Origin of the sequence: Exiguobacterium sp. CH10, from assembly GCF_018617635.1 — a bacterium.
GTDB lineage: Bacteria > Bacillota > Bacilli > Exiguobacteriales > Exiguobacteriaceae > Exiguobacterium > Exiguobacterium aestuarii_A.
Map to the genome: position 1 here is coordinate 712,607 of NZ_JACSKO010000001.1, position 23,624 is coordinate 736,230.

Annotated in this window: 28 protein-coding genes; 7 read left to right on the forward strand and 21 right to left on the reverse strand. The window is 48.6% G+C overall.

What is annotated here, in order from left to right; all coding sequences use genetic code 11:
- Nucleotides 1-94: 94 nt before the first annotated feature.
- Nucleotides 95-1,789, forward strand: coding sequence for a M3 family oligoendopeptidase (locus tag KNP04_RS03695; RefSeq protein WP_214874687.1), 1,695 nt, complete (start codon nucleotides 95-97; stop codon nucleotides 1,787-1,789).
- A 31-nt stretch (nucleotides 1,790-1,820) separates the two neighbouring features.
- On the opposite strand, the gene KNP04_RS03700 is transcribed toward KNP04_RS03695, so the two are convergent.
- The 4 genes from KNP04_RS03700 to KNP04_RS03715 all read right to left on the reverse strand — a co-directional run bounded on the left by KNP04_RS03700 (nucleotide 1,821) and on the right by KNP04_RS03715 (nucleotide 4,824).
- Nucleotides 1,821-2,888, reverse strand: a complete 1,068-nt coding sequence (locus tag KNP04_RS03700; RefSeq protein ID WP_214874688.1) for a DUF389 domain-containing protein — start codon at nucleotides 2,886-2,888, stop codon at nucleotides 1,821-1,823.
- 134 nt (nucleotides 2,889-3,022) lie between these two features.
- Nucleotides 3,023-3,916, reverse strand: a complete 894-nt coding sequence (locus KNP04_RS03705) for an aldo/keto reductase (protein ID WP_285801204.1) — start codon at nucleotides 3,914-3,916, stop codon at nucleotides 3,023-3,025.
- The gene (locus KNP04_RS03710) at nucleotides 3,913-4,416 is read right to left on the reverse strand and encodes a cupin domain-containing protein (RefSeq protein ID WP_214874689.1); all 504 of its coding nucleotides are present in this window, start codon (nucleotides 4,414-4,416) and stop codon (nucleotides 3,913-3,915) included. Before KNP04_RS03710 ends, KNP04_RS03705 begins: the two co-directional genes overlap by 4 nt.
- Nucleotides 4,417-4,497: 81 nt before the next feature.
- Nucleotides 4,498-4,824 carry a winged helix-turn-helix transcriptional regulator gene (locus tag KNP04_RS03715; RefSeq protein ID WP_214874690.1) on the reverse strand — a complete coding sequence of 109 codons (327 nt, stop codon included), beginning with the start codon at nucleotides 4,822-4,824 and terminating at the stop codon, nucleotides 4,498-4,500.
- Between the two features lie 263 nt (nucleotides 4,825-5,087).
- Here KNP04_RS03715 and KNP04_RS03720 point away from each other — a divergent pair, with 263 nt between their 5' ends.
- The 3 genes from KNP04_RS03720 (at nucleotide 5,088) to KNP04_RS03730 (ending at nucleotide 8,442) form a co-directional block, all read left to right on the forward strand.
- Nucleotides 5,088-6,290, forward strand: a complete 1,203-nt coding sequence (locus tag KNP04_RS03720) for an MFS transporter (protein ID WP_214874691.1) — start codon at nucleotides 5,088-5,090, stop codon at nucleotides 6,288-6,290.
- Nucleotides 6,291-6,300: 10 nt separating this feature from the next.
- Nucleotides 6,301-7,248: an LLM class oxidoreductase gene (locus KNP04_RS03725; protein ID WP_214874692.1), complete on the forward strand. Its 948-nt coding sequence runs from the start codon at nucleotides 6,301-6,303 to the stop codon at nucleotides 7,246-7,248.
- Between the two features lie 84 nt (nucleotides 7,249-7,332).
- Nucleotides 7,333-8,442: a low temperature requirement protein A gene (locus KNP04_RS03730; protein ID WP_285801205.1), complete on the forward strand. Its 1,110-nt coding sequence runs from the start codon at nucleotides 7,333-7,335 to the stop codon at nucleotides 8,440-8,442.
- Nucleotides 8,443-8,479: 37 nt separating this feature from the next.
- Here KNP04_RS03730 and KNP04_RS03735 read toward each other — a convergent pair whose 3' ends face one another.
- From KNP04_RS03735 to KNP04_RS03785, 11 genes are all read right to left on the reverse strand, one after another.
- Nucleotides 8,480-8,908, reverse strand: a complete 429-nt coding sequence (locus KNP04_RS03735; RefSeq protein WP_074033810.1) for a CBS domain-containing protein — start codon at nucleotides 8,906-8,908, stop codon at nucleotides 8,480-8,482.
- 257 nt (nucleotides 8,909-9,165) lie between these two features.
- Nucleotides 9,166-9,969, reverse strand: a complete 804-nt coding sequence (locus KNP04_RS03740) for an alpha/beta fold hydrolase (protein WP_214874694.1) — start codon at nucleotides 9,967-9,969, stop codon at nucleotides 9,166-9,168.
- A gap of 75 nt (nucleotides 9,970-10,044) precedes the next feature.
- Complete coding sequence (locus tag KNP04_RS03745) at nucleotides 10,045-11,157, reverse strand: M14 family metallopeptidase (RefSeq protein ID WP_214874695.1); 1,113 nt, start codon at nucleotides 11,155-11,157, stop codon at nucleotides 10,045-10,047.
- An 86-nt stretch (nucleotides 11,158-11,243) separates the two neighbouring features.
- Nucleotides 11,244-11,642 (reverse strand): hypothetical protein, encoded by a 399-nt coding sequence (locus tag KNP04_RS03750; RefSeq protein ID WP_214874696.1) that lies wholly within the window; start codon nucleotides 11,640-11,642, stop codon nucleotides 11,244-11,246.
- Nucleotides 11,643-11,756: 114 nt separating this feature from the next.
- A complete protein-coding gene (locus KNP04_RS03755) occupies nucleotides 11,757-12,224 on the reverse strand; it encodes a flavodoxin family protein (RefSeq protein WP_214874697.1) in 468 nt (155 codons plus the stop codon).
- A gap of 55 nt (nucleotides 12,225-12,279) precedes the next feature.
- Nucleotides 12,280-12,732 carry a hypothetical protein gene (locus KNP04_RS03760; protein WP_251129820.1) on the reverse strand — a complete coding sequence of 151 codons (453 nt, stop codon included), beginning with the start codon at nucleotides 12,730-12,732 and terminating at the stop codon, nucleotides 12,280-12,282.
- A complete protein-coding gene (locus tag KNP04_RS03765) occupies nucleotides 12,717-13,367 on the reverse strand; it encodes an SIMPL domain-containing protein (RefSeq protein WP_214874698.1) in 651 nt (216 codons plus the stop codon). The genes KNP04_RS03760 and KNP04_RS03765 overlap by 16 nt, the downstream gene beginning before the upstream one ends.
- A 74-nt stretch (nucleotides 13,368-13,441) precedes the next feature.
- Nucleotides 13,442-13,612, reverse strand: a complete 171-nt coding sequence (locus KNP04_RS03770) for a hypothetical protein (protein WP_214874699.1) — start codon at nucleotides 13,610-13,612, stop codon at nucleotides 13,442-13,444.
- A gap of 221 nt (nucleotides 13,613-13,833) precedes the next feature.
- Complete coding sequence (locus KNP04_RS03775; protein ID WP_214874700.1) at nucleotides 13,834-14,466, reverse strand: GNAT family N-acetyltransferase; 633 nt, start codon at nucleotides 14,464-14,466, stop codon at nucleotides 13,834-13,836.
- Nucleotides 14,467-14,529: 63 nt separating this feature from the next.
- Nucleotides 14,530-15,522, reverse strand: a complete 993-nt coding sequence (locus KNP04_RS03780) for a tRNA dihydrouridine synthase (RefSeq protein ID WP_012727027.1) — start codon at nucleotides 15,520-15,522, stop codon at nucleotides 14,530-14,532.
- Nucleotides 15,523-15,606: 84 nt separating this feature from the next.
- On the reverse strand, nucleotides 15,607-16,221 hold the full coding sequence (locus KNP04_RS03785) for a TetR/AcrR family transcriptional regulator (RefSeq protein ID WP_214874701.1): 615 nt from the start codon (nucleotides 16,219-16,221) through the stop codon (nucleotides 15,607-15,609).
- 201 nt (nucleotides 16,222-16,422) lie between these two features.
- On the opposite strand from KNP04_RS03785, the gene KNP04_RS03790 reads away from it, so the two are divergent.
- Both KNP04_RS03790 and KNP04_RS03795 read left to right on the forward strand, forming a co-directional pair.
- On the forward strand, nucleotides 16,423-17,367 hold the full coding sequence (locus tag KNP04_RS03790; protein WP_214745784.1) for a DUF5692 family protein: 945 nt from the start codon (nucleotides 16,423-16,425) through the stop codon (nucleotides 17,365-17,367).
- Nucleotides 17,368-17,470: 103 nt separating this feature from the next.
- A complete protein-coding gene (locus KNP04_RS03795) occupies nucleotides 17,471-17,923 on the forward strand; it encodes an AAA family ATPase (RefSeq protein WP_251129821.1) in 453 nt (150 codons plus the stop codon).
- 65 nt (nucleotides 17,924-17,988) lie between these two features.
- Here the strand turns inward: KNP04_RS03795 and KNP04_RS03800 are convergent, their stop codons facing one another.
- Nucleotides 17,989-18,429, reverse strand: coding sequence for a hypothetical protein (locus KNP04_RS03800; protein WP_214874702.1), 441 nt, complete (start codon nucleotides 18,427-18,429; stop codon nucleotides 17,989-17,991).
- Between the two features lie 207 nt (nucleotides 18,430-18,636).
- Here KNP04_RS03800 and KNP04_RS03805 point away from each other — a divergent pair, with 207 nt between their 5' ends.
- On the forward strand, nucleotides 18,637-19,305 hold the full coding sequence (locus KNP04_RS03805) for an excalibur calcium-binding domain-containing protein (protein WP_214874703.1): 669 nt from the start codon (nucleotides 18,637-18,639) through the stop codon (nucleotides 19,303-19,305).
- Nucleotides 19,306-19,351: 46 nt separating this feature from the next.
- Here KNP04_RS03805 and KNP04_RS03810 read toward each other — a convergent pair whose 3' ends face one another.
- The 5 genes from KNP04_RS03810 to KNP04_RS03830 all read right to left on the reverse strand — a co-directional run bounded on the left by KNP04_RS03810 (nucleotide 19,352) and on the right by KNP04_RS03830 (nucleotide 23,592).
- Nucleotides 19,352-19,963 carry a hypothetical protein gene (locus KNP04_RS03810; RefSeq protein ID WP_214874704.1) on the reverse strand — a complete coding sequence of 204 codons (612 nt, stop codon included), beginning with the start codon at nucleotides 19,961-19,963 and terminating at the stop codon, nucleotides 19,352-19,354.
- 10 nt (nucleotides 19,964-19,973) lie between these two features.
- Nucleotides 19,974-20,507, reverse strand: coding sequence for a GNAT family N-acetyltransferase (locus KNP04_RS03815; protein WP_214874705.1), 534 nt, complete (start codon nucleotides 20,505-20,507; stop codon nucleotides 19,974-19,976).
- A complete protein-coding gene (locus KNP04_RS03820; RefSeq protein ID WP_214874706.1) occupies nucleotides 20,504-21,097 on the reverse strand; it encodes a dihydrofolate reductase family protein in 594 nt (197 codons plus the stop codon). The genes KNP04_RS03815 and KNP04_RS03820 overlap by 4 nt, the downstream gene beginning before the upstream one ends.
- A gap of 79 nt (nucleotides 21,098-21,176) precedes the next feature.
- Complete coding sequence (gene rlmD / locus KNP04_RS03825; protein WP_214874707.1) at nucleotides 21,177-22,538, reverse strand: 23S rRNA (uracil(1939)-C(5))-methyltransferase RlmD; 1,362 nt, start codon at nucleotides 22,536-22,538, stop codon at nucleotides 21,177-21,179.
- Nucleotides 22,539-22,593: 55 nt separating this feature from the next.
- Complete coding sequence (locus tag KNP04_RS03830; RefSeq protein ID WP_214693815.1) at nucleotides 22,594-23,592, reverse strand: diacylglycerol kinase; 999 nt, start codon at nucleotides 23,590-23,592, stop codon at nucleotides 22,594-22,596.
- Nucleotides 23,593-23,624 lie beyond the last annotated feature (32 nt).

Below are 23,624 nucleotides of genomic sequence, written 5' to 3' on the forward strand. Positions count from 1 at the left end.
ATCGTTTTACACATCGTAAGAATACGAGTGTGCAATCGCTTTTGCAAGCCCTTTTTACACTTTATAAAAATTTCACACGATGGAGGCGCTTACAATGACGACTTTCACAAAATTGTCATATGAACGGCCCGACTTGGACGCTTTAAACAGCAGATTGTCGGACTATTCTGCCGAATTACAGCAAGCGAGCACACTTGAGGAAGCGAATGAACTCATTCGTCAAATCAATAAGGAACGTAACGACTTTGAGACACAAAGTCAACTCGTCGCGATCCGACACTCGGTCGACACACGCGACGCTTTTTACGAAGAAGAACAATCTTTCTTCGACGATGCACTACCGGTCTATGAGAAAGAGATTCAAGCGTACTACCGCGTCTTGACGAACCACGAGCTTCGTTCTGAACTCGAAGCGGAATGGGGTAGCCAGTTGTTCTCTCTCGCCGAGCGTGCACTCGAGACATTCGAGGAGTCGCTCATCCCGAAATTGCAGGAAGAGAACCGCCTCGCGACGGCTTATCAAAAGGTCATGTCAGCGGCACAGATTGAATTTGACGGCAAGACGCTCAACTTGTCACAGTTCGGTCCATACCTTCAGTCACCTGACCGCGATGTCCGAAAAGCCGCATCCGTTGTCCGCTATACATACCTTTCTGACAACGGTGACGAGCTCGACCGGATTTACGGGGAACTCGTACGGGTTCGGACAGAGATCGCCCACGCGCTCGGCTTCCCATCATTCGTTGAACTCGGCTATGCTCGTATGCAACGCGTCGGATATGACGAGTCGATGGTCGACAACTTCCGCAAACAAGTCCGCGACGTCATCGTCCCGCTCGCTTCTGCGTTAAAAGAGAAGCAGGCGAAACGCATCGGTGTCAATCATCTCTACTATTACGATGAGTCGTTCGTCTTCCCGGACGGTAACGCGACACCTCAAGGGGACGAGTCGTTCATCATCGAAGGTGGAAACAAGATGTATCAGGAACTCTCAAACGAGACAGACGAGTTCTTCCAATACATGCAAGAACGCGGCGCCCTCGATTTGACGGCGAAACCAGGTAAAGCTGGCGGCGGATATTGCACGTACTTACCGTCTGAGGGTCTCCCGTTCATCTTCTCGAACTTCAACGGGACAGCCGGAGATATCGACGTCCTCACACACGAAGTCGGTCACGCCTTCCAAGTGTACGAAAGCCGTCATTTGACGACTCCAGAATACGCATTCCCGACATATGAGGCATGTGAAATCCATTCGATGTCGATGGAGTTCTTCTGTTGGCCATGGATGGAGCTCTTCTTCGGCGACCAAGTCGACAAGTACAAGTTCAACCACTTGGCTGGCAGCATGACGTTCCTTCCGTACGGCGTGCTTGTCGATGAGTTCCAACATGTCGTCTACCGCAATCCGGACATGACAGCTGCCGAGCGTCGTCAAGCATGGCGCGACTTAGAGAAGGTGTACCTTCCGCATCGTGACTACGAGACGAACGACTATCTCGAATCCGGTGCATGGTGGCACCAACAAGGACATATCTTCCAAAGTCCGTTCTACTATATCGACTACACGCTCGCGCAAGTGTGTGCGTTCCAGTTCTGGGTGCGCATGCATGAAGATCGCGAAGCGGCATGGAGCGATTACCTTACACTCTGTCAAGCAGGCGGAAGCCGCTCGTTCCTCGAGCTCGTTGAACTGGCTGGTCTCAAATCGCCATTCGCAGACGGCGTCTTAAAAGAAACAATCGATCAAATCGAAGACTATCTCTTGAAACATCCGCTCGCGAACTAACAAGTCAGACCATCGAAAAATCGATGGTCTTTTAGTTTGGGTTGATTTCGTTCTGTAGTTCGAACGGCAAGTCCTCTAAATTGATTTGCCGGCTGTCGAACAGATTGAACTGTTGGAGACGACTTTCCAAATATTTTTGTAGCAGTTCAGCTACCTTCTCTCCGGACAATCCATTCAAGTCCGGAACTTGCGTCACCGAGAGTTCGATAGTGCGAAGCCCGTAGTCCGGCAGACGCGATTCGATTTCGGCAAGCTCCTCTTCGGTCAACCGTTTCCCTGTCGTCGTTACGAGAAGCAAATCATCATCTTCCTGGTAGTCCTGACTGATGATAATGGCATCTGAAAACTCTTCTTCGATGAAATTGTTGATTCCTGTCCGGACGATGCTGTCTTGAACGAGCGTCGCGGCCGAAAAGATACTCGGAACGACGATGAGGACAGATAAGGCAATGAGAAGTCGATTGATTTTTTTATGGTTCGCATCCTGTTTCGTCAACACTTGAGAGATGCCCATAAACTTGACCCCGATGAACGTCGCGATGGCAATGAACGCACAGTTGATGACGAACAGGTAGCTCGACCCGATCAAATAATCCAAATTCCGTGTTGCGATTGAATATCCGACCGTGCAGAGCGGGGGCATCAAGGCGGTCGCAATGGCGACACCCGGAACGATGTTGTTACTCATTTTCTTTTGCGCCCCGATGATCCCCGCGGTTCCCCCGGCGAAGGCGATGATGACATCCCAAATCGTCGGTTCGGTCCGGGCGATGATTTCATTACTTGCATAAGTGATTGGGGAGATGGCGAAATAGATGGTCGCGACCGTGAGACTGACCGCGACTTGAACGAGCAGTAGACGAACACCCGCCCGCAATAACTTCATGTCATAAAGCGACAAGGCGAGACCGATACTCAAGATCGGTGTCATGAGTGGCGAAATTAACATCGCCCCGATAATGATGGGAATGGAGTTCATGTTCAATCCGATAGAAGCGATGAAGATGGAGCACATTAAAATAACGGAATCACTCGGTCGTACTTTCAAATTCGTGTACATCTTGTCTTTGAATTCTTCGGCGGTATACGTCTGTTCCATTTGGTTTTCAGCTCCCTTGTCATATCAGTCTCCTCTACACAAGCAAGTCCTTCCTTTATTTACCCGCAACTCGAAAGCGACAATCGATTTCGACAAAAGAAAAACTGGACCTTTGATCGGTCCAGTTCACATCATCAAATGACATCTAGCGGTTGTTTCGTCGTCGGTGGTGGGAATGCTTCATCGAGCGCCTCGAAATCTTCTTCACTCAAATCGAGCAAGAGCGCTGCCGCATTCTCCTCGACGTGCTCGGCCTGTCCGGCTTTCGGGATGGCAATCACATGTCCGCTCCGAACCGTCCAGGCGAGTAAAATTTGTGCGACCGAGGCACTATACGCCTCCGCAAGTCGATTGACCGTCTCGTTTTCGAAGACGTCTTTTTTCACGTCACTTCCCTCGGCGAGCGGTGCGTACGCCATAACCGGGATGCCTTGTTCTTTCAAATAAGGGAGCAGGTCATACTCGATCCCTCGACTCCCAAGATGATAGAGCACTTGGTTGACCGCACAATTGTCTCCGTTAGGCAGAGACAACAATTCTTTCATATCCTCGACATCGAAGTTCGAGACACCCCATGCCCGAATCTTGCCGTCTGCCTTGAGCTGCTCCATCCCTTGAATCGTCTCCTCGAGCGGGGCATCCCCTCGCCAATGGAGTAAGTAAAGGTCGAGATAGTCAGTCCCGAGTCGTTCGAGTGACGCATCGCATGCTTTGACGAGTTTGTCGCCGTATGCATTGTATGGATACACTTTCGAAACGAGAAAGACGTCTTCGCGTCGGTCTTGAATGGCTTCGCCGACCAACTTCTCCGACTCCCCTTCCCCGTACATCTCAGCTGTATCGATGACATGGAGTCCGCAGTCGAGTCCTGTCCGAAGCGCCTCCACCTCAGCGTCATGCTTTGATTCTTCTTCCCCCATACGCCACGTCCCTTGCCCGAGTGTGCGCATCTCCCGTCCGTCTTTCAATTCGACGACATTCTGTTTCAATGCCGCGAGTAATAAAGAATGTGGTAGTCGTTGATTCATAACGTTTCCTCCTTTGTCCATGCTTCATGTAACGGTCCCGTCGTCCCGAAGACGGGGTCGAGTGTCGGTTTCTCGACTTGTTCGATTCGCTTTACGTTGTCCGGTCGCTCTTCCGTCTTCCCGGTCAACGTGTCATAGTCGCGACCGTCCGGGTATGCCCCGACGACTTGGAAGTCTTGACTCGCCTCGATGCGCCGATGTCCCGTACCCGCCGGCAAGACGAGGACATCACCTGCACTGACGCGTACGAGATCACCATTCGTTCCTCCGAGTTGAAGGGTTGCCTCACCATGTAATACGCCCAACACTTCATGCGTGTTGCTGTGATAGTGATGATAATCGAACACCCCATTCACCCAACTGTTCGTCCATTCATTATGAGCGAACGTTTCCTGCATCCCGCTCGGGTCATCAAAGACGCCACGATACAGAAGCGCCGGATAGTCGGGATGATTCGGGATAGATCCGTCATCTGTAAACAAAAAAGTTTTCAAGTCCATCCTAAGTCCCTCCTTGTCTCTGTCTCTGTACCCGACTTCCCCACACAAAAAACGGTCGCCCTCTATGGACGACCGTGATTGTTATGAGATGACCTCTTCTCCAGACTGGTCGATATGGCACTCGCCCCAGGCGCACATGGCGTCTAAAATCGGTTTAAGTGACCATCCATACTCTGAGAGTGAGTAGATGACTTTCGGTGGAACTTGTTCGTACACCGTACGCACGACGATCCCGTCCGCTTCAAGCTCACGCAATTGTTGGGTGAGCATCTTCTGGGTGATGTTCGGCATGAGTTTACGCAGCTCACTCGTCCGACGCTCTCCTTTGATCAAGTGACACATGATGACGACTTTCCATTTACCGCCGATGACGTCAAGTGTCGCTTCGACCGGAATGTTATATGGCATATCAGTTCCTCCATTTCTTCCATAGGCACTTTTTGGTGCCTACCGCACTTTAAAGTACGTACTTCTCAAGCGGTTTTCATGCCCTTATGATAGCAACTGTAGCAAATCAATACAAGTTCATTTCGCTCGTAGCACCCTCTTGAGACGGTAAGGTACTTTTTCGACCGTACTGAACAATAGAGGAAAGTGAGATGTCTTTGCTATCGGGAGACGAAGGGCCCTCGTCTTCCACACCATTTTTCATCAACTAGGAGGAACTACTCATGAATCAACCATATACGCAACCTGTTGAAGAACAGGCACCTAAAAATGGAGGACTGGCATTACTCGCCCTCGCCATTAGTGCTTTCGGCATCGGGACGACCGAGTTCGTCCCTGTCGGATTGCTCGCATCGATTGCAAGTGACTTAAACATCGGGATCACACTCGCGGGTCTCATTATTTCAGGATACGCCATTGGTGTCGCCGTCGGTGCACCGATTTTAACGGCACTGACGAACCGAATGAACCGCAAGACGTTACTCATGGCACTGATGGTCGTCTTTATCGGCGGAAACTTGGTCTCTGCCATGTCGACAAGTTTTGAACTCTTGATCGTCGCCCGATTTATCACCGCGTTCTCGCATGGTGTCTTCTTCTCAATCGGAGCCACAATTGCCGTACAACTCGTACCTCCGCATAAAAAAGCGAGTGCCATTGCACTCATGTTCACAGGTTTAACTGTCGCGACCGTCACAGGTGTCCCACTCGGTACCTTCATCGGTCAAGCGTTCGGATGGCGTGCCACATTCTTTGCCGTCGCAGCACTCGGTGTCGTTTCAATCATCGCCAGCTTCTTCTTGATTCCGAAAGATTTGAAACAGTCACCACCGGCGAAGTTCTCAGATATGAAGAAATTACTCACAAACGGTCGTCTCATGCTCGGATTCTTGATCACAGCACTCGGTTACGGCGGAACGTTCGTTGCGTTTACGTACTTGACACCAATCATGCAAGACGTGACAAAGATTAGCCCGAGCTTGATCAGCGTCGTCTTACTCGTTTACGGAATCGCGGTCGCCATCGGGAACGCGGTCGGCGGAAAACTCGCCAACGAAAACCCGGCGAAAGCACTGTTCTATATGTTCATCGTTCACGCAACGGTCATGATCCTCATGTCGTTCATGATTCCGTTCAAAGTGGCCGGTCTCATCGCCATCGTCTTGATGGGACTTCTCGCCTTCATGAACGTACCTGGACTTCAACTGTATATCGTACAATTGGCTGAAAAATATGTACCCGCTGCTGTCGATGTCGCATCCGCACTCAACATCGCGGCCTTCAACATCGGGATCGCCCTCGGTGCGACAATCGGCGGACTCGTCGCCGATTCAATCGGACTCGTCCACACACCGTGGGTCGGTGGGATCATGGTCATCATCGCCGTCATCTTGACAGCCATCTCTCGTCGTTTGGAAGCAAACTAAGGAGGAGCTTATGTTCAACAATCATAAAAGCTACAACCGGATGTATCGGGAGGGCGAGCTTACGCTCGGCCTCCACATCCCTTTAGAAAATTTCAAGATGCGTACCCCGACACTCGAACGTCAAGTCGAACTCGCCCAAAAGGCTGATGATTATGGCTTCACGGCGCTCTGGTTACGGGATGTTTTACTCAAAGACCCGAACTTCTTGGACCCTGCCGTCGGTCAGATTTATGACATGTTGATCTACGGGACCCATTTACTCGGTCAAACAAAAAACATCGCGCTCGGTACATCCGCGCTCGTCTTACCACTCCGTCATCCCCTTCGTTCAGCGAAGGAAGTCGCGACGATTGAGGCGTTATTCCCAGAACGATTGATTCTCGGAATCTCGTCAGGCGACCGTCGTGCCGACTTCAAAGGACTCGGAGTCGATCACCCGACACGCGGCGACCAGTTCAAAGAATCGCTTCGTGTCATGGAGCAAGCACTCTATTACAACTACCCAACGATTGACTCACCTTATGGGGAAGTCGAACAGGCAACGCTCGTACCACGTCCGAAGAAACGGATCCCGACGATGATCACTGGATTCGCACAACAAGATATGGACTGGCTCGGGGCGAACGGGGACGGATGGATGTACTACCCACAGGCACCTTTCGCGCAGCAGCAAGTGCTCGACGCTTGGCGCGCGAGCGGTGAAGCGCACGGTCGTGCTTTCCGTCCCTTCTCGATGCCGATGCATCTTGACTTGACGCATGACCCAGACGAGCCACCGACGCCGATTCGCCTCGGTTTCCGTCTCGGTCGCAACCACTTAATCAAATTGCTCGAAGCGTATCGTGCCATCGGCGTGAATCACCTCTTCTTCGCCCTCTTCGACGGGGAACGTCCGGCTGAAGAAGTGATGGATGAATTAGGAGAATATGTGTTGCCGCATTTCCCACCCCTTAATTGAGGTTTGCCCTTCATTTTCGAAATGAAGGGTTTTTTGTGAATCGGACGGGTAAATAAAAAGGAATCTATGAAAAGGAGTCCTCTCATGCCCTCTCATCATGAAAAGGTAGAAAAGATTGAACTGTTTTTTGACTTGGTATTTGTATTTACGTTCATTCAACTCACATTGAAACTCGAACATCATTTGAGTGTTCATACGTTTTTAGAAGTTCTCGTCCTCATGGCCCTCATTTGGTACATCTTTGAAGGGTATATTTGGTTGACGAATACGACCAAACTGACAAGAAGGAACCATCAAATCTTCATGACGCTAGGGATGATTGGGTTTATGCTCATTTCTGTCGCCATCCCAAAAGCATATGATCAAGATGGCTTCATTTTCGGGCTTGGCTTTTTAGTGATTGTCGCCGTGCATTCGACGCTATTTTTATTGCACAGTAATGAGGATACGAAAAAAGCGATGCTTGCCATCGTACCGTACAATGTCTCATTTAGCATCATCATCCTCGTCGCTTCGCTGTTTGAAGGGAACGTACGCCTGATTGTATGGGGAATTGTCGCGATCGTTGCGGTATTAGGTCCTCTTGTACAGAAAAACAGAGGGCAGTTTGAAGTGTCCTCCTGGCACTTCCTTGAGCGTCATTATTTGATTCTCGTCATCGCTCTTGGCGAAACGATTGCGTCGACCGGTCGAGCTGCGATTGATGAAGATTTAACCTCTGATGTCGTTCTGACAATGATTCTTGCCCTTATGCTGACCGTTCTGCTTTGGTACTCCTACGTAAAGGACGATGAAGCAAGAGAGAATCGTTTTCAAGACATGCATACGGATAAAAGAGATCAGACAGCCAAGGCCGGGTTCTATTGGTCGCATCTTTCGATGTTCCTCGGCATCATCTTACTCGCCGTCGTCAAGATCACCATCGTACATGATCCGATGCAGACACTCGATTTGGCACATCGGATCACGTTGTATGTCGCCATCGTCTTGTTTGGATATGGTGTCATTTACTTCAATCGCCTGTTTTTTGATGTGTCTTGGAAGCGACTTGTGGTCCTCGCTGTCCTACTCGTCATCCCACTCATCGCACCCTATTTACCGGCAATCATACTCTTACTCGTGATTACCTTGATTTATTTCATCGCAATGATTGCCCCACTTCCGTTCTTGAAAACAAAGCAGAAAGAAACGTAAAACAAGCCAGAACCGTGATTCGGTTCTGGCTTGTTCGTTATCGGACTTCATTCTCCAGTTGTTTCAACTTTGACGAGTAATACTCGATGATGTCGCGGCGTCGGATGATGCCGATGAAGTATTTGCCGTCATCGACGACCGGCACGAAGTTTTGATCCGTGATTGCATCGACGAGTTCTTCGATTTGGGCCGTAATCGATACCGGCTTATAGCGAACGCGTTGCTTGATGTCTTTTAGACGTGTCCGGAGCACTTTTTCATAGTCTTCTTCCCCGCGAAGCTGTTCTGCGAGTGCCCAGAGTAAATCCCCCTCTGTCATCGTCCCGGCGTAAAATCCGTTTTCCGAAACGAGTGGGACAGACGTGAATCGATGATGTTTCATCTTTTCAAGTGCTTGTCGTACCGTTGATTCGGGGTCCAAATATTTGACGTCTTCTTTCGGATATAAAAAGAAAGCGATGTTCATTTAAATCTCTCCTCAATCTGTTAATCCACCCCGCTATTGTACCATGAATGGTAAGACAGGTTGAACTAAATCCATGTTCCTATTCTCTCTAATCATCCCCTTTCTCCTAAACGACACAAAAAAACATCGTGATTCTTGTCACAGCGATGTTTCGGTGCTTCAAAAGATTTGGAAGGGAACTCCAATTGATTTATACCCGTTTTAGTTGGAACTTATCCGTCCAGACACACAAAAGGCCCCCATGAGGAGGCCAAAGATTATTGAACAAACTGCAACAGTGTATCGTTAAATTTCTCTCGTTCATCGAGAACTGTCCCGTGCCCGCTCTCTTCAAAACGTTCAATGCGGGCGTTCGGAATGCCTTGTTCCATCTGTTCTGCGAACTCGAATGGGCAGATTTTATCATGTACGCCATGAATGATTAACGTCTCAACGTCAACCATTGGAAGAGCATCACGAAGGTCTTCGTCCCGGAGCGCTTTTGCCGAGGCAATCGTTCCGTGACTCGAAGCTACGAGCGCGAGATGGTGGAACCAATTTTGCATCGGTTTCGAATGTTCTTTCTCGAAGAAGATTTCCCCGAATCCTTCGAGCATCTTCGGCCGATCGGCTCGTGTATCGTCAATCAACGCGTCGACTTCATCCGTCGTCATCCCGTACGGATAGTCTGAACGTTGTGTGAAAATCGGTGCCGCTGCTCCTGCCAACACTAACTTTTTAAGGCCATCCTCTTTATAATCGGCCGCGTAACGAACAGCAATCGCGCCACCCATCGAGAATCCGACGAGTGTGAAGTCTTTTAAACCAAGGCCGTAGACGACCATATGCACGTCGGATGCCATCGTCTCATAGTCATACCCCGTCGCCGGCGCATCGGATTTGCCGTATCCTCTAAAGTCGATTCCGATATAGCGATAGCCTGCCTCAACGAGTGCATTCTTCTGATATTCGAACATGTTGTTGTTCGCCGGCCAACCGTGTAAGAAGACAATCGGCTCCCCAGAACCGACATCCTCCACATATAAGTTTGTCCCGTCATGTGCTGTAATATATCCCATCATCCAACCTCCACATTTTTAATTGATTGTAAATACTCACAACCTACTTGTTCCCGTTTCCAAGCCTTAAAAACCTTCTCATGTGTCACGCCAGAGCGATTCTCCTTTTAAGTAACCCTCAATGGCTTTTGCCCCTTCTCGTAACACCGCTTCCCGCCAAGACGAGTCGTCTGGATAAAACATCGCCATGAACTCGTTTTGAATCCCGTTACGCGCTTCGGGATCTTTCGTCCCTTCAAAGTACAGACGATTCTCTAAAATGATTGTCAAAAATTCGCGAATAGAGGCTTTCGTCGACGTTCCGAACGTACCGAACTCAAAGAGGGCAGAGACGAGTCCCTTGTCCGGATACTCCGTGTCTCGTACATAGTAGAAGTGGTTCGTCGAGTCCCCGAGCACTTCATCTGGGTCATACACTTTCACGTTGTCGAGACCGTACGCCTGTTTCAACTCTTCTTCGGTGCGACCGTCTCGCTTACTGATGACCATCGTCACTTCGTTTGTCGGGCCGAGTGCGGTATGCCAATCGAGATGGACCACTTTTCCGTAGCGCTCCAGTAGATCATGTTGAATCCCTTTCAAGAAGATGGCTGACGGTTCGTCTTCTTCTCCCCCATAGTACACACCTTTCGGGAATTGATACTGCCCCATCCCTTTCGCTCCACTCATCGCTTTGAAGCCATCGAGCTTAATGCCAGAGCCGAGGAACGAATAAATCTGTTCACGCGCCTCGTGGTAGTCGTCAATCACTCCGTCCGGTACGAAGAGATGGCGCATCAGTTCATATTCACGGTTCACGTTATATGGGACAGATTCACGATTGATGACATAGTTCCGGTTCAAATCGACATTATGCTCGTTGACCCGGCGGAAGTGTTTCATTCCCCACGGATTGACGGCATGGATGAGACAAAGACCTGTCGTTTCATGTCGCAGTTGTGACAATTGTGTTTGAACAAATTGATGCGTCACCGCGGCACCTGCATATCCTTCAATCCCATGTTCCCCGATGGTCATGAGAAGCATCGCTTTTCGATCTCGTTTCGGTTCGCCTAAGATGATGTCGATGCTTTCGTCCCCAATCGAATGCGTCAACAGCTCCGCTTTCGGATAAAAGTGTTTCACCTCCGGCAACAAATTGATGAATTTTTCCCGCGACTCTTCATAGGATGATGAAAAATACTGGCTCATCGCACTCTCCTCCATTCTTTTCTCTCTACTCCATTCCCATCCTACGGCAATCTAAAAACGCCTCCTGAAAGAGGAGACGTTTCGAGTCAAGGTGTCCGGATCCGTTTCGTATGTTGACGCCGGAATGCCATCACGTAGAAAATCGGACCAATCAAGACGGCACCGAATAACCAATAGAGACCCGCGTTCGCATACAATCCTTCAAACGAACGGAACACCCAGGCGAGGACTGTGAACGCGACAATCAGCTCGACGGTCCACAACAATCCACGACGAACCGCTAGGAGAATCGTATTCGTTTTTTGGAAAAAGGCTGCGACGAAAGCAATCAGAAATGCCGGAAAACTCGAGAGCCACAACATGCGATTGAGTGAGGACTCGGCAAAGTATGAGTTTCCGAGAGAGACGGTGATGAGGAAGTGCACCAATATAACGAGCAAGACGACCATCCATCCGACGAAGACATCACGTTCCATTTTTCTCATCACAAACAGCTCCCTTTCTAAAGAGTTGAATACTATGTATTTACCCGCTTTTTAAGCCTTCTCTTCCGCTTCCACTAAAAAAACGCATCCTGATTCCAGAATGCGTTTCACGTATTATCCGACCAACTCCCGTGCCCATGCTTTCGCACGTTCGAGCTCGCCTTCCTTCAGCATCTCCGTCTCCCCATCAACCAAGAACGATTCTTTTTGAACGTTCGTCGCGCCTTTTTCAATCATTTCCCCTTCGACGCGATTGACCGCATGACCGAACCAGTCGATGATTTTACCGAGAATCGGATTTTGTTTTTCTTTGACGACACTCGTATCAAACGCAGCGGTCCGCTTCCCGCGAAGCGCATTGTCCGAGATTCCGTCTAGAAACACTTTAATGTCCTCCGTCTCATAACCCCCGTGTGTCGGTGAACCGATGACGACAAGGTCGACGTGCGCCAAGTCACCAAGGCCGATGTTCAACACATGTTCCATGCGCGCCTCATGCTCTTTCGAAAGTTCTTCCTGCATCGCATGGGCAATCTTTTCTGTATGACCATACAACGAATCAAAAATAATCAAAATATTCATGATGAATCCCCCTTTGCCGAACGTCTCTTTATCCCCTTCCCATTCCAACGTTCGTTCATGCTTCTTTTTTGTACAGTGAACTTCGCTTGAAGAGCGTCCAACTCACCATAATAATGCCAAGTACGAGCAAGATATAGCCGAAGAACGTGACAAAGTCGCGCGTGTGATAGGGTGCTTCGAATCGGTATTCCGCCCGCTTCCATTCCGAGCCGTCCTCAACCGCAATGACGTCTTCAACGGGCTCCCCGACAACTTCACGGTAAGCGGTCCCAATCGGATAGCCATTTGAGGCATTCCCATAATAGCGCCCTGTCTCATCATTGACTTTTGAATCCACTTCACCGATTACGTCACCGAGCGAATCCTCATCTATCGTCGTATCAAGCACTTCATATGCATTTCGGTCGAACACGACAAATGTATATGCCCAGGAAAGGGCGGATACAGGAAGTGCAACCGTTAATGCGAAAAGAGTCAGGAGGGTCAGTCGCCTCATTTCAAACTCCATACGAACGTCGCTGTGTCGCTCACATCAATGTCATCCGGTTCGATTTCTGGCATCCGTGATTCGGAATAGACGACGTCCTGACTATAGAGGACGCTCGTTGGTGAGAATACGTGAATCTCTCCCCACGTGTAGTCAATCTGAAGCAAGTCTCCTAACGTTGCGCCTGCTCCATTTGCGAGAAGTTCCGCTCGTTTCTTTGCATTTTCTGCAGCGTTCACTAACAGCTGATCTTCAATCGCGTTCGGGTCTTTCATCGTGAAGCGAATCGACAGCACTGGATTCGCCCGGGATTGACTGATTTGTTCGATGGCATCTGACAGTTTGGACGTATCTAGCGGAAACTCGAGTCTCGTCTTCTGTTTACAGACATAACCGACAAAGCGTGACCGATAATTATTATGTTTATCGTGATATCGTTCATACTCCGTATCAATCGAAAAATCACTCGTCTTCAGGTCCTTCTTTTCAAATCCTGCGCGCACGATGGCCTTTTGAAGCTGCGCCACGGCGTTTGCTGCCTCAGTCATCGTCTCTTCATATCGTGGTGCTTTTGTGACAAGGTCCATATGAATCACAATCAAATCTGGTCGAGACGAGACATTTCCTGTTCCTTTTACCGTAATCGTACGTTCCATATTGATCCGCTCCTCCATAGTGTATTACACAGATTTTCGGTAATCCTGCCACATAGTCATTTTGTATAAAATTGTCATTTATTCCAAATCGATACGGCAAGTCCGCCAATATAGCCAACAATTGCGCCGCTCGCAATCCCATATACTAACTCGATATTGAAGAAGAACGAGAAGATCACACCGAGCGTCGTCCCCGCAATCAAGCCAAAACAAATCATACAGTCTTTCCATTCTAATGAATCCATCTTGCTCCCCCTTACCAATCCGCTCAATCTGACGACTACACCTCTTCCATCCCCATCTATAACTCATTCATTCTTTATGTCAAAGCGAATTCACTACTTTTCTTCTAAACAACCCTGTCGCATATTTCCTAATATGTAGTAACAGCCGATACATCCAAAATATCCTTTATTTAGGTAAGAAACAAGAGAAAATGCCAAAGAATCATTTCTTTGGCATTGTTTTATGATTCGTCGAGTTCAGTTGAAGCAAGCTCATACTCGGGTTGACTTGGTAGCACTTCTTTTTTCTTCTTCGGAAACGTAGCGTCAAACACCTCTATCTCATCTTCCTCTACTTCCAAGCCTTCGGTAAATACAGCGACACCTTGAACCCCATCTAGCGCCCCTTCGTATAGAGGTAGTACAAGTAGTCCCTTATAATACTGTCCGTCCGGCATCGCAATGCCGTATCGTTTTCCACCTACGAAACCATATGGTTCATAATGATATGGATACCCGAGTGTCAGGATTGCACGGTAACCAAGCGATTTCGCATGCTCGATTGAATGCGTAATGAGATGTCTGCCTACGCCTTGTCGATGATACTTCGGGCCGATGAAAACTGGACCGAACGTGATCGTTTCCACCAATTTCTCTCCATCTACAATTTTCGACTTCGAATAGAAGATTCCGCCAGCAAGTTCCCCGTCTACCTCGATGACCCATGACAATTCGGGTAAGTAATCTTCATGTTTTCGAAGTTGATGGATTGCATAATGCTCATGACATCCCGGGAAATATAAGTTCCAAAACGCTTCCCGCGCAATTTCTTCCACGCGACGCTCATCTTCCACTCTTTCTTTGCGAATATTCATCATGTTTCTCACCCTTTCACATTCAGTATACAAAAAGGTCCAGCTCTCGCTGAACCTCATCGTTTATTCAGCAGCCAGCGCTGCCTCTTCTTCGTGATATTTCTCGACGAAGGCATCAAGCAACGCTCGTACCTCGTCCGTCGATTTCGTTTCCATCAAGTTATGACGGAGCTCGCTAGCCCCACGGAATCCTTTAACATAAATCTTGAAGAACCGGTGCAAGTTCGAAATCGAACGTGGCACGTCCTCTTGGAATTTATCTTGAAGGTCCAGTTGCAAACGCAATAGATCGAGATGTTCTTCCATAGAGTGCTCACGTGGCTCTTTTTCGAACGCGAACGGGTTCTTGAAAATCCCACGACCAATCATGACACCATCGACCCCGTACTTCTCAACGAGCTCGAGTCCCATTTGACGGTCGAGGATATCTCCGTTGATGGTGATGAGCGTATCCGGTGCAATCTCGTCACGCAACTTCACGATATCCGGGATCATCTCCCAGTGCGCGTCGACTTTACTCATCTCGTTGCGCGTGCGCAAGTGAATCGACAAGTTGGCGATGTCTTGTTTCAAGAGATGCGTCAACCAGTCGCGCCACTCGTCGAGCTTCGCGAAACCGAGACGCGTCTTGACGCTGACCGGGATGCCGCCGGCTTTTGCCGCTTGAATGAGCTCAGCCGCGACTTCCGGACGGAGAATGAGTCCGCTCCCTTTTCCACGTTTTGCAACGTTTGGGACTGGGCACCCCATATTAATATCAAGTCCTTTATAGCCCATCTCGGCCATCCCGATACTCATTTGACGGAAGTATTCCGGATTGTCTCCCCAGATGTGGGCGACCATCGGCTGCTCGTCTTCCGTGAATGTCAAACGGCCACGTAGGCTGCCTTTCCCTTCAGGATGGCAATAGCTATCCGAGTTCGCAAATTCCGTGAAGAAGACGTCCGGGCGTCCCGCATGAGCGACGACGTGGCGGAAGACGACATCGGTCACATCTTCCATCGGGGCAAGTATAAAGAATGGACGCGGAAGGTCGCGCCAAAAGTTTTCTTTCATCGTAAAATCAGTTCCTTTCATCCATACAGTCCAACAAAATCACTCATCTATTCTATTATGTCTGTCGGATTGTATCAACTGACATTACTCATGATCCGTTTCTTTCGAACGAATGAGCTGAAAAAAGTGTGGGAATCCTTCGGTCAACAAATAATGAAGCACACGATTCGTGTATTCCGATTCGATCGTTCCCGTCCGAAGTAGCGTCTGGAGGACCATTCCGTCAATCCCGGCCATCGTCCACGTGGCGACCGCCCGAGTCATCGGTCCTTGTTCGACACCATAGGCTCGTACAAAAATTGCCTCAATTCGTGTGATCCAGTCTTCATACTTCTCTTTGAATTTCTGTTGAATGTCCTCATTCCCAATCATCGCTTCATGGGCGAGATAAAACTGGAGTCGGCTCTCCGCATCTTTTTGAAGGCGCTCCTGCATGCCTTCGTAGATTTCTTGGATAATCACCGCCGCTTCTTTCTGATCGTCATGAGAGACACTCTCGATTCGTTTGACCTCTCCGAGTCCTTCGTCCATCACGTCATATAGAATCGCCTCTTTTGACGTATAGTAATGATAAATCGCCCCCGTACTGAATCCGGCTCGCTCTGCGATTCCTCGAAGCGTCGTGCCTTTGATGCCTTGTTCGACGATGATTTCACGCGCGGCTTGTAAGATTTTTAACTTCCCTTCGTTCATCATCATCTAGCACCCTCCTCTGTTCTCATCGCTCATTATATCATAATGATGTGGCGAACTTTCGACACTTCCCTGTGAGCTATTAACTCACCTTGACAGCGTTTACAATACATTGTTACAATTTTCACATAAACATAACGAACGTTCGGTATGTTTAGTCATTGCATTTATTTCTAGTCATTTCATTTCTGAAAGGAGTGTCGTTTTATGTTTTTCTTCGAGTCGATTCCTTGGTATAACGTCGTCATGTGGTTCGTCGTACTTGGTCTTTTAATGGGTTTGAACGAGTTCGTCCGCTCTGGAAAACGGGCGAGTCAACTCATGTTCATGGCGTTACCGATTGCGTTGACCCCGATTTGGTTGTTTGTCGTCGATTCCGAAATTACATCCTGGTTCCACTGGGTGAAGGTGTACTCGGCACTCGCCGGCGCACTCATCTACATGGTCATCCGCTTCACAAACTACCATAAGAAACATCCATGGTATTTAGTACTCGTCCCGGCTATTCTTGCCATCAATATCATGGAGGCCGTCATTCGGGAGTTTCAAGTCGGCTTCATGGGATTTGATGGAGTCGTCGATGGAATGACTTACATCTCCGGTGGTTGGAACTATATCAACGCCTTCGCCGGGATTTTGAACATCCTCACGATTTGCGGATGGTTCGGTATCTTCGCGACGTCCGGTAAACGAGTCGATATGATTTGGCCGGACCAGACGAAACTGTGGATCATCGCCTATGGCATTTGGAACATCTCTTATGTCTACTCTTGTGCACCGGGCAATGCATTCTATTCCGGCTTCGCTTTGAACATTGCCGCAACGATTCCTGCTCTTCTTTGGGCGAAAGGGACATGGATGCAAAACCGTGCCCAGACACTATCGATTTGGATGATGTGGGTCATGACCTTCCCTTATTTCTTTGCGGTCGGCAGTACGTTCAACGTGAGTGTCTCGTATAATCCAGCAGCGAACTGGACACTCGCACTCATCAGTCTTGTCCTCAACGTCGTGCTCGCCGTCATGCAAGTGTCACGTATTGTTAAACGACGTCTCAACCCGTTGAAAGACGAGCTCTGGACCGATACCGAAGAATACAAGCGAGTCGATGCATTACGTGAAACAGAATCGCCTAATCCAAAGACAGCATGACAACACCCCATAGTAGATGGAATTCGAATTCCGTTACTATGGGGTGTTTTTTATAGGACTCCATTGCAATCGTAGAGAATATAAGCACGAAAGGATGATGACAATGATTTTGTGGATCAACGGCGCTTTCGGTTCAGGCAAAACCACATGTGCTAATATACTTCAGAAACAACTGCCGAACGCATTTCTCTATGACCCGGAGCAGGCTGGATTTTTTATTCGGGATCAATTACCGGAGAGCCTTCAGCAACCCGATTTTCAACATCACCCGGAATGGCGAAAGTTCAATTATCAAATGCTTTTGAAAATCGCAACGTCCTTTGATGGGGTCATCCTCGTTCCGATGACACTCGTTGACGCAACGTATGTAGATGAAGTCATCGGACGGCTTCAACGGGAAGGCGTCGATGTACGACATATCATTCTCGAAGCGAATCGACGGACACTCGTGAAACGATTGAATAAACGATTCGAGTGGTTCAACTCTTGGGAAAATCTCAAATCGACCGCTGCCAATCCGCATTCGAATCTGACATCCATGCAGAAAAAATTGTAACGGATTCTCAATCAAAACAAGACGTCGCGAGAGCAGTCGCTCAGCATGTTGGACTTACGCTTTCTTTAAAGTGATTCAGATTCATACATTTCTTCCACGGGTTCGTCTTCCCATTGGATGACGAGCTCGCTTGCATGGGAGAGATTCAACTCCACCGTCTCACATGTCGTATCCGTCAACCATATGCAGCGGAACAACAGCTGGCGGTAACCATACAACTCATCGACAATCTCGAACCGTCCACGTTTTACAAAGTGACTCAACTGTTCAATCGGACACATAGTATAAGTCGATTCATTAAATCGTGTAAGTGAAGAAGAATCTCGATCTACATTCAAAATTGTCACGGTGGCACGTCCTGTCCACACCATTTCTTTCTTGAACAAATCACGGATTCCATCTGCAAATACGAGACGGATCATCGAACCCATCACGGTCGCTTCCGTGATGACAGCGTCATGCAGGGAAATCGGGACGTTTCGGTTTCGAATCGTATATTGTTTCATCGAATTCCTCCTTTGTATATTTATCTTCTTCGTGATATTTCACTTCTCACCTTCCTTATGTACATCCCATAATCAGCAATGAATTGAAAAAACAATAATCAATTGAAAACATACTTCATTCATTCCGTTTATCAATTTAAAAATTGGTAAAATAAATATAAATAAGTGGGTTGTTTTGGATATCTATAAGAGAAAGGAGGATATGGTATGGAAAATATTTTGTTAGTCGGGCTATTCCTAATAGTTTTACTTATTGTGACAACTTTTATTTTGAGCAATTACGTTCAGCAATCACGACTTTCCCCTCGCTTCTTCATCATTTTCTCAGTCCTTTCTTCCGTTCTTCTATTAGCTTCATGTAGTTTCGAAGAGACGATTTCAATGGAACAATATGAGCAAGATTTATCGCTCATTGAGGAAAAATTGAGTTCCGCCAATTCTGAGAAGGAAAAATTACAAAATCAACTGAATTCTTATTTGTCTGAAAACGAAGACTTACGTCAACAATTAACGGATGCTAAAGAATCAACGAATCAGAAACTAGCAGAAGCCGAAACAAAATTACGTGAAGAGTTCGAAAGTGAGTTGAAACGCGTAAAAGAAGAAGCTGCGCAACAATTAGAGGAAGAAGTTGCTTCGGTTCGAAAAGAAGAGCAAGAGAAGTCGGCAGCAGCCATCGCAGAAGTAAAACAGGAACTTGAACAACAAGCACAAGCTTCGGAATCGACCAAATCGAATACTCAAACGTCACAACCCTCTGAGAATTTCCAAAACTGTACAGATTTACGCGGAACCTATCCAGGTGGCGTGTCTTCCGATCATCCAGCCTATCAATCTAAGATGGATCGTGACAACGACGGCTGGGCATGTGAATGATTACTTTTCGTAAAAGGAGTGGACCATCTTGGATTCACTCCTTTTACTATCGTTTCTGAAATACGTAATTCTCCACTTGTTTCGTATATCGAGGACCTTTCATCGTCTTCTTCACTTCTGTGATATCGACGTCTTTCCCTTTTGGCAATTGGAAATATTTGTCGAGTCCCGTCTGAGCGATTTTATTCGTACTACTCATGACCGCAATCAATTCGAACGTCTCATCAAATCGTGCCAACGTCGCGTCCCCGTGACTATCATTGCAGAGCAAGATGCCGCCCGGCTTCAAATAGTCCTTCGTCGCCTGACCCACAAATCCAGCATATTGCGAGATGATCAAATCGACCGGTTCGATGTCAAGCGGCTGTGTATAGTCTTGACCAAAGAATTCAATGGTACACGGCTCATCATATTCCTTTCTTTCATTCACCAATTCCTGTACCATTTCGAGGTTCTTGAAGAACCGAATCGTCCCTTTGAAACTGTCGATATAGATGACGTGAGGGATGATAAGGGACGGCGCGATATCGACGTGACTTCCAGGATATAGCGCCCGCTTCACGTCGAAGATGCTTGCAATCGTTTCGTACACTTGTTTCCGGTCACCAATTTTTTGTGCATACGCCTCATACATTTCTGACACTTGTTCAAGATTCATCTAGATCCTCCTAATATAAATATCCGAGCAAATCAAGCTTCCCGTCCGTCCATCGCTTATCCCCGACCGATCGAACCATCAATTCTTCGAATGACGCCTCCCCAATCCCGCGTGTCGTTTGATTCTCGTCATTGATTTGAAGCCATGTGCATGTATTCGATACCTTTTGAAACCCGATCCGTTCGTAAAGGTCTAGTCGATCTGCGAATAACAAGAGAAAATCGATTGGGTACTCTTCCCCGAGCGCAATGACTTTTTCCATTAGCGCCCGTCCAACGCCACGTCCCCGAACTTCTTCCCTCACACATAAATCGATGATGCCGAGCACGTGAATCGGAGCTCCATCCATATTCATCACACGAAAATCTAATCCGACTTGCCCAATGATTCGTTGATCCTCATACGCAATGAGCCGAAGATGGGGCAATTGCTTGAAATAGCGACGATTCGGATAAATGGATGGGAACGCGTGTTGTAAGAGCTCAATCAGCTCCATATCCATCGATTCTGAAAGGGTCATCTCGAGGTGCTGCTCGATTCTCATAGCCCCTCTCCATCTTGTTGAATACGTTCGTAGCGGACGATACTGACTCCGTTCGGCATCAGCTGTTGCTCGACTACATCAAGTTGAAGTGGCAAGATGTTTCCATCTGGGAAAAGACGTTTTCCGGAACCAATGATAATCGGATACATGATCAATCGGTATTCATCGATGAGATTGTTTGCAAGTAATGTATGGACGAGTTCACTGCTACCCCATACATGTAAATCCGGTCCGTCCTCTTGTTTGAGTCGTTTCAACGCTTCGACTGGTTCTGTCAGAAACGTCGTTGATTTCCATCGTGCATCCTCTGATTGCCGCGTAACTACATACTTCACTGCACGGTTGGCTTCCGGCCAAATGTCATCATGTTTTGGCCAATAACTCGCCCACTGATCATATGTTTTTCGACCAAGTAACAGATCAAACTCACTGTGCATCTGCGTTCGAATCCAAATGCCGAGCTCTTGACTCGAAAACGACTCTGTCCATCCTCCATGCATGAAATCCCCGCTCACGTCCTCTTCTTTTCCACCCGGTGCTTGAATGACACCGTCCAATGTCAAATGTTCCAGAACAATAATCTTCCCCATCTCCGACTCCCCTTTCGGCTGTTTGCAAAAAAAGCCCCCGATTGAATCAATCGAAGGCATCATACATCATACATTCATCTTATTCTACTTTCTCCATCCATGCCACCGTCTCCACATGCGCCGTATGCGGGAACATGTCAACCGGCGTCACTTCCATCAAGCGATACCCACGGTCGGCGAGGTAACGCATATCACGCGCTTGTGTCGCGACGTTACAAGAGACGTATACGATTCGCTTCGGTCCCATTTCGACCATCGTCTCGAGGAACGACTCGGCACATCCTTTACGTGGCGGGTCGACGACGATCACGTCTGGGTTCACACCGTCTTTCTTCCACTGTGGGAGCACATCTTCGGCCGCTCCACATGCGTACGTCACGTTATCCATCTCATTGACGAGCGCATTTTGTTTCGCATCCTCAATCGCTTCCGGTACAACTTCGACACCGTAAACGTGCGCCGCTTTCCGGGCGAGGAAGAGACTGATCGTCCCGATGCCACAATACGCATCGACGACCTGTTCTGTACCTGACAACTGTGCGTACTCCAGTGCTTTCCCGTATAGCTTCTCCGTTTGGACCGGGTTGACTTGGAAGAACGAGTGCGGGGAAATCGTGAACGTGAGTCCTGCGATTTTGTCCTCAATCGTCTCATGGCCGTAGAGCAACTTGTTCGTCGCCCCGAGGATGACGTTCGTCTTATCCGGGTTAACGTTTTGCATGATCGACGTCACGTCAGGGAGACGCTCGACGATATCCGCGACAATCTCATTCACGCCTTTTAACTTCGTCGTCTTCGTGATGAGGACGATCATGAGTTCACCTGAATGGTACCCGTAACGGGCCATGACGTGACGGATCACCCCACGTCCTGTCTTCTCGTCATACGCTGGCACGCCTCGTGCGTCCAATACATCACGGACGACTTGGATCGCCTTGTCATTACGCTCATCTTGAATCAAACATTCGCTCATCTCGACGATGTCATGCGAACGAGGGCGATAGAAGCCCGAGACGAGACGGTCCCCTTCTTGTTTGAACGGGACTTGTGCCTTGTTGCGGTAGCGCCAAGGTTCTGGCATCCCAATCGTGTCATGGACCGGCACATCGAACTGACCGAGACGCTTCAGCGCATCGACGACGCGTTCCCGTTTCTGGCGAAGTTGTCCTTCATAGCTGAAGTGTTGTAGCTGGCAGCCGCCACACTGATAAAAGATTGGGCAAGGCGGCTCGACGCGGTCGGCACTCGCTTCTTTCACGTTCAACAATCGGGCGAACCCATACTGCTTGTTCGTCTTCGTCACGACGATTTCGACCGTCTCTCCTGGCAACGCGTTCGGGACGAATAGCGTATAGCCATCGACACGTGCCACACCCGCTCCTTCATGGGTCAAGTCGTGGACGTGGACATCGAGACGATCATTCTTTTTCACTGGTAGCATACGAATGCTCCTTCCATTACAAATAGGAATGACTGATGTCGTCATTCCTATCTTTTCACTCTGCTTTATCGAGCGAAACATTGAACAATTGCTTGATCATCTGTTCGCGTTCATATTGTGCATTTAACTCTTCCATCTCGCGGATCCGGGCGTTCGGTGCGAGCACCGTCAAGTGACGGAATAAGTTCCGCATCTCACCTGTACACTCCCCGCCATACTCCCCGTCGATGTTCAGACTCATTGGCTCGGTCGTCTTCATCTTGACGCGGCTCGTCTTCACATGTTCGACGAGCGAGCTCGACAAATGTTCCCCTCGGAGGAGAAGACGGACGACATGGATGAATTCAAACAAGTTACATTTCCGAAGGATAAATAAGTCGAACAACCCGTCATTCAACGACGCGTGCGGTGAGATTTTTTCAAATCCACCGACCGAATTCGAGTTCGATGTGAGGAAGACCATGACTTCGCCTTGGAATGTCCCTTCATCGTGCTCGAGTTCGATGTACGTCGGTTTGATGAGTGGCAGTTTCTCCATTCCCTTCACGTAATACGCGAGCTGTCCGAGTGCCGTCTTCAGCTTCGATGGCACTTCATACGAGAGCTCGGTCATGATTCCACCGCCGGCGATATTGATGAAATAGTGGATGTCACCTTTCTCGCCTTCGATTTCTCCGAGGTCGACCGGCATCTCGAACCCGTCACAAATGACATCGAGTGCGCCGACGACGCTCAGTGGAATCCGCATCGCCCGGGCAAAGTCGTTCGTCGTCCCGACCGGAATGAGACCGATCGTCGGACGATTCTCAAGCGGTGCGAGCCCTGAGATGACTTCATTCAATGTCCCGTCTCCACCTGCGGCGATGATGAGGTCGAACTCGGCCGCTGAGGCCCGTTTTGCTTCGAGCGTGGCATCACCAATCGCTTTCGTCGCATACGTCGACGTCTCATAACCCGCATCCTCGAGGCGGTTCAAAATGTACGGGAGTTCCCGTTTGATCACTTCTTTACCAGATGTCGGGTTATAAATGACCCGCGCACGTTTCCGTTGCATATTGATTCTCTCCCCTGTGCTCAACTCGAGCG

Bases quoted from the DNA above. Each gene is read 5' to 3' on its own strand.
- KNP04_RS03810 (WP_214874704.1), bottom strand. From the start codon at position 19,963: ATGAATCTTGAACAAGTGTCAGAAATGTATGAGGCGTATGCACAAAAA.
- KNP04_RS03820 (WP_214874706.1), bottom strand. From the start codon at position 21,097: ATGGGGAAGATTATTGTTCTGGAACATTTGACATTGGACGGTGTCATT.
- KNP04_RS03760 (WP_251129820.1), bottom strand. From the start codon at position 12,732: ATGGAGTTTGAAATGAGGCGACTGACCCTCCTGACTCTTTTCGCATTA.
- KNP04_RS03775 (WP_214874700.1), bottom strand. From the start codon at position 14,466: ATGAATATTCGCAAAGAAAGAGTGGAAGATGAGCGTCGCGTGGAAGAA.
- KNP04_RS03710 (WP_214874689.1), bottom strand. From the start codon at position 4,416: ATGGACTTGAAAACTTTTTTGTTTACAGATGACGGATCTATCCCGAAT.
- KNP04_RS03715 (WP_214874690.1), bottom strand. From the start codon at position 4,824: ATGCCATATAACATTCCGGTCGAAGCGACACTTGACGTCATCGGCGGT.
- KNP04_RS03770 (WP_214874699.1), bottom strand. From the start codon at position 13,612: ATGGATTCATTAGAATGGAAAGACTGTATGATTTGTTTTGGCTTGATT.
- KNP04_RS03765 (WP_214874698.1), bottom strand. From the start codon at position 13,367: ATGGAACGTACGATTACGGTAAAAGGAACAGGAAATGTCTCGTCTCGA.
- KNP04_RS03755 (WP_214874697.1), bottom strand. From the start codon at position 12,224: ATGAATATTTTGATTATTTTTGATTCGTTGTATGGTCATACAGAAAAG.
- KNP04_RS03720 (WP_214874691.1), top strand. From the start codon at position 5,088: ATGAATCAACCATATACGCAACCTGTTGAAGAACAGGCACCTAAAAAT.
- KNP04_RS03705 (WP_285801204.1), bottom strand. From the start codon at position 3,916: ATGAATCAACGACTACCACATTCTTTATTACTCGCGGCATTGAAACAG.
- KNP04_RS03745 (WP_214874695.1), bottom strand. From the start codon at position 11,157: ATGAGCCAGTATTTTTCATCATCCTATGAAGAGTCGCGGGAAAAATTC.
- KNP04_RS03735 (WP_074033810.1), bottom strand. From the start codon at position 8,908: ATGAACATCGCTTTCTTTTTATATCCGAAAGAAGACGTCAAATATTTG.
- KNP04_RS03805 (WP_214874703.1), top strand. From the start codon at position 18,637: ATGGAAAATATTTTGTTAGTCGGGCTATTCCTAATAGTTTTACTTATT.
- KNP04_RS03700 (WP_214874688.1), bottom strand. From the start codon at position 2,888: ATGGAACAGACGTATACCGCCGAAGAATTCAAAGACAAGATGTACACG.
- KNP04_RS03725 (WP_214874692.1), top strand. From the start codon at position 6,301: ATGTTCAACAATCATAAAAGCTACAACCGGATGTATCGGGAGGGCGAG.
- KNP04_RS03795 (WP_251129821.1), top strand. From the start codon at position 17,471: ATGATTTTGTGGATCAACGGCGCTTTCGGTTCAGGCAAAACCACATGT.
- KNP04_RS03790 (WP_214745784.1), top strand. From the start codon at position 16,423: ATGTTTTTCTTCGAGTCGATTCCTTGGTATAACGTCGTCATGTGGTTC.
- KNP04_RS03740 (WP_214874694.1), bottom strand. From the start codon at position 9,969: ATGATGGGATATATTACAGCACATGACGGGACAAACTTATATGTGGAG.
- KNP04_RS03780 (WP_012727027.1), bottom strand. From the start codon at position 15,522: ATGAAAGAAAACTTTTGGCGCGACCTTCCGCGTCCATTCTTTATACTT.
- KNP04_RS03695 (WP_214874687.1), top strand. From the start codon at position 95: ATGACGACTTTCACAAAATTGTCATATGAACGGCCCGACTTGGACGCT.
- KNP04_RS03800 (WP_214874702.1), bottom strand. From the start codon at position 18,429: ATGAAACAATATACGATTCGAAACCGAAACGTCCCGATTTCCCTGCAT.
- KNP04_RS03730 (WP_285801205.1), top strand. From the start codon at position 7,333: ATGCCCTCTCATCATGAAAAGGTAGAAAAGATTGAACTGTTTTTTGAC.
- KNP04_RS03815 (WP_214874705.1), bottom strand. From the start codon at position 20,507: ATGAGAATCGAGCAGCACCTCGAGATGACCCTTTCAGAATCGATGGAT.
- rlmD (WP_214874707.1), bottom strand. From the start codon at position 22,538: ATGCTACCAGTGAAAAAGAATGATCGTCTCGATGTCCACGTCCACGAC.
- KNP04_RS03750 (WP_214874696.1), bottom strand. From the start codon at position 11,642: ATGAGAAAAATGGAACGTGATGTCTTCGTCGGATGGATGGTCGTCTTG.
- KNP04_RS03785 (WP_214874701.1), bottom strand. From the start codon at position 16,221: ATGATGATGAACGAAGGGAAGTTAAAAATCTTACAAGCCGCGCGTGAA.
- KNP04_RS03830 (WP_214693815.1), bottom strand. From the start codon at position 23,592: ATGCAACGGAAACGTGCGCGGGTCATTTATAACCCGACATCTGGTAAA.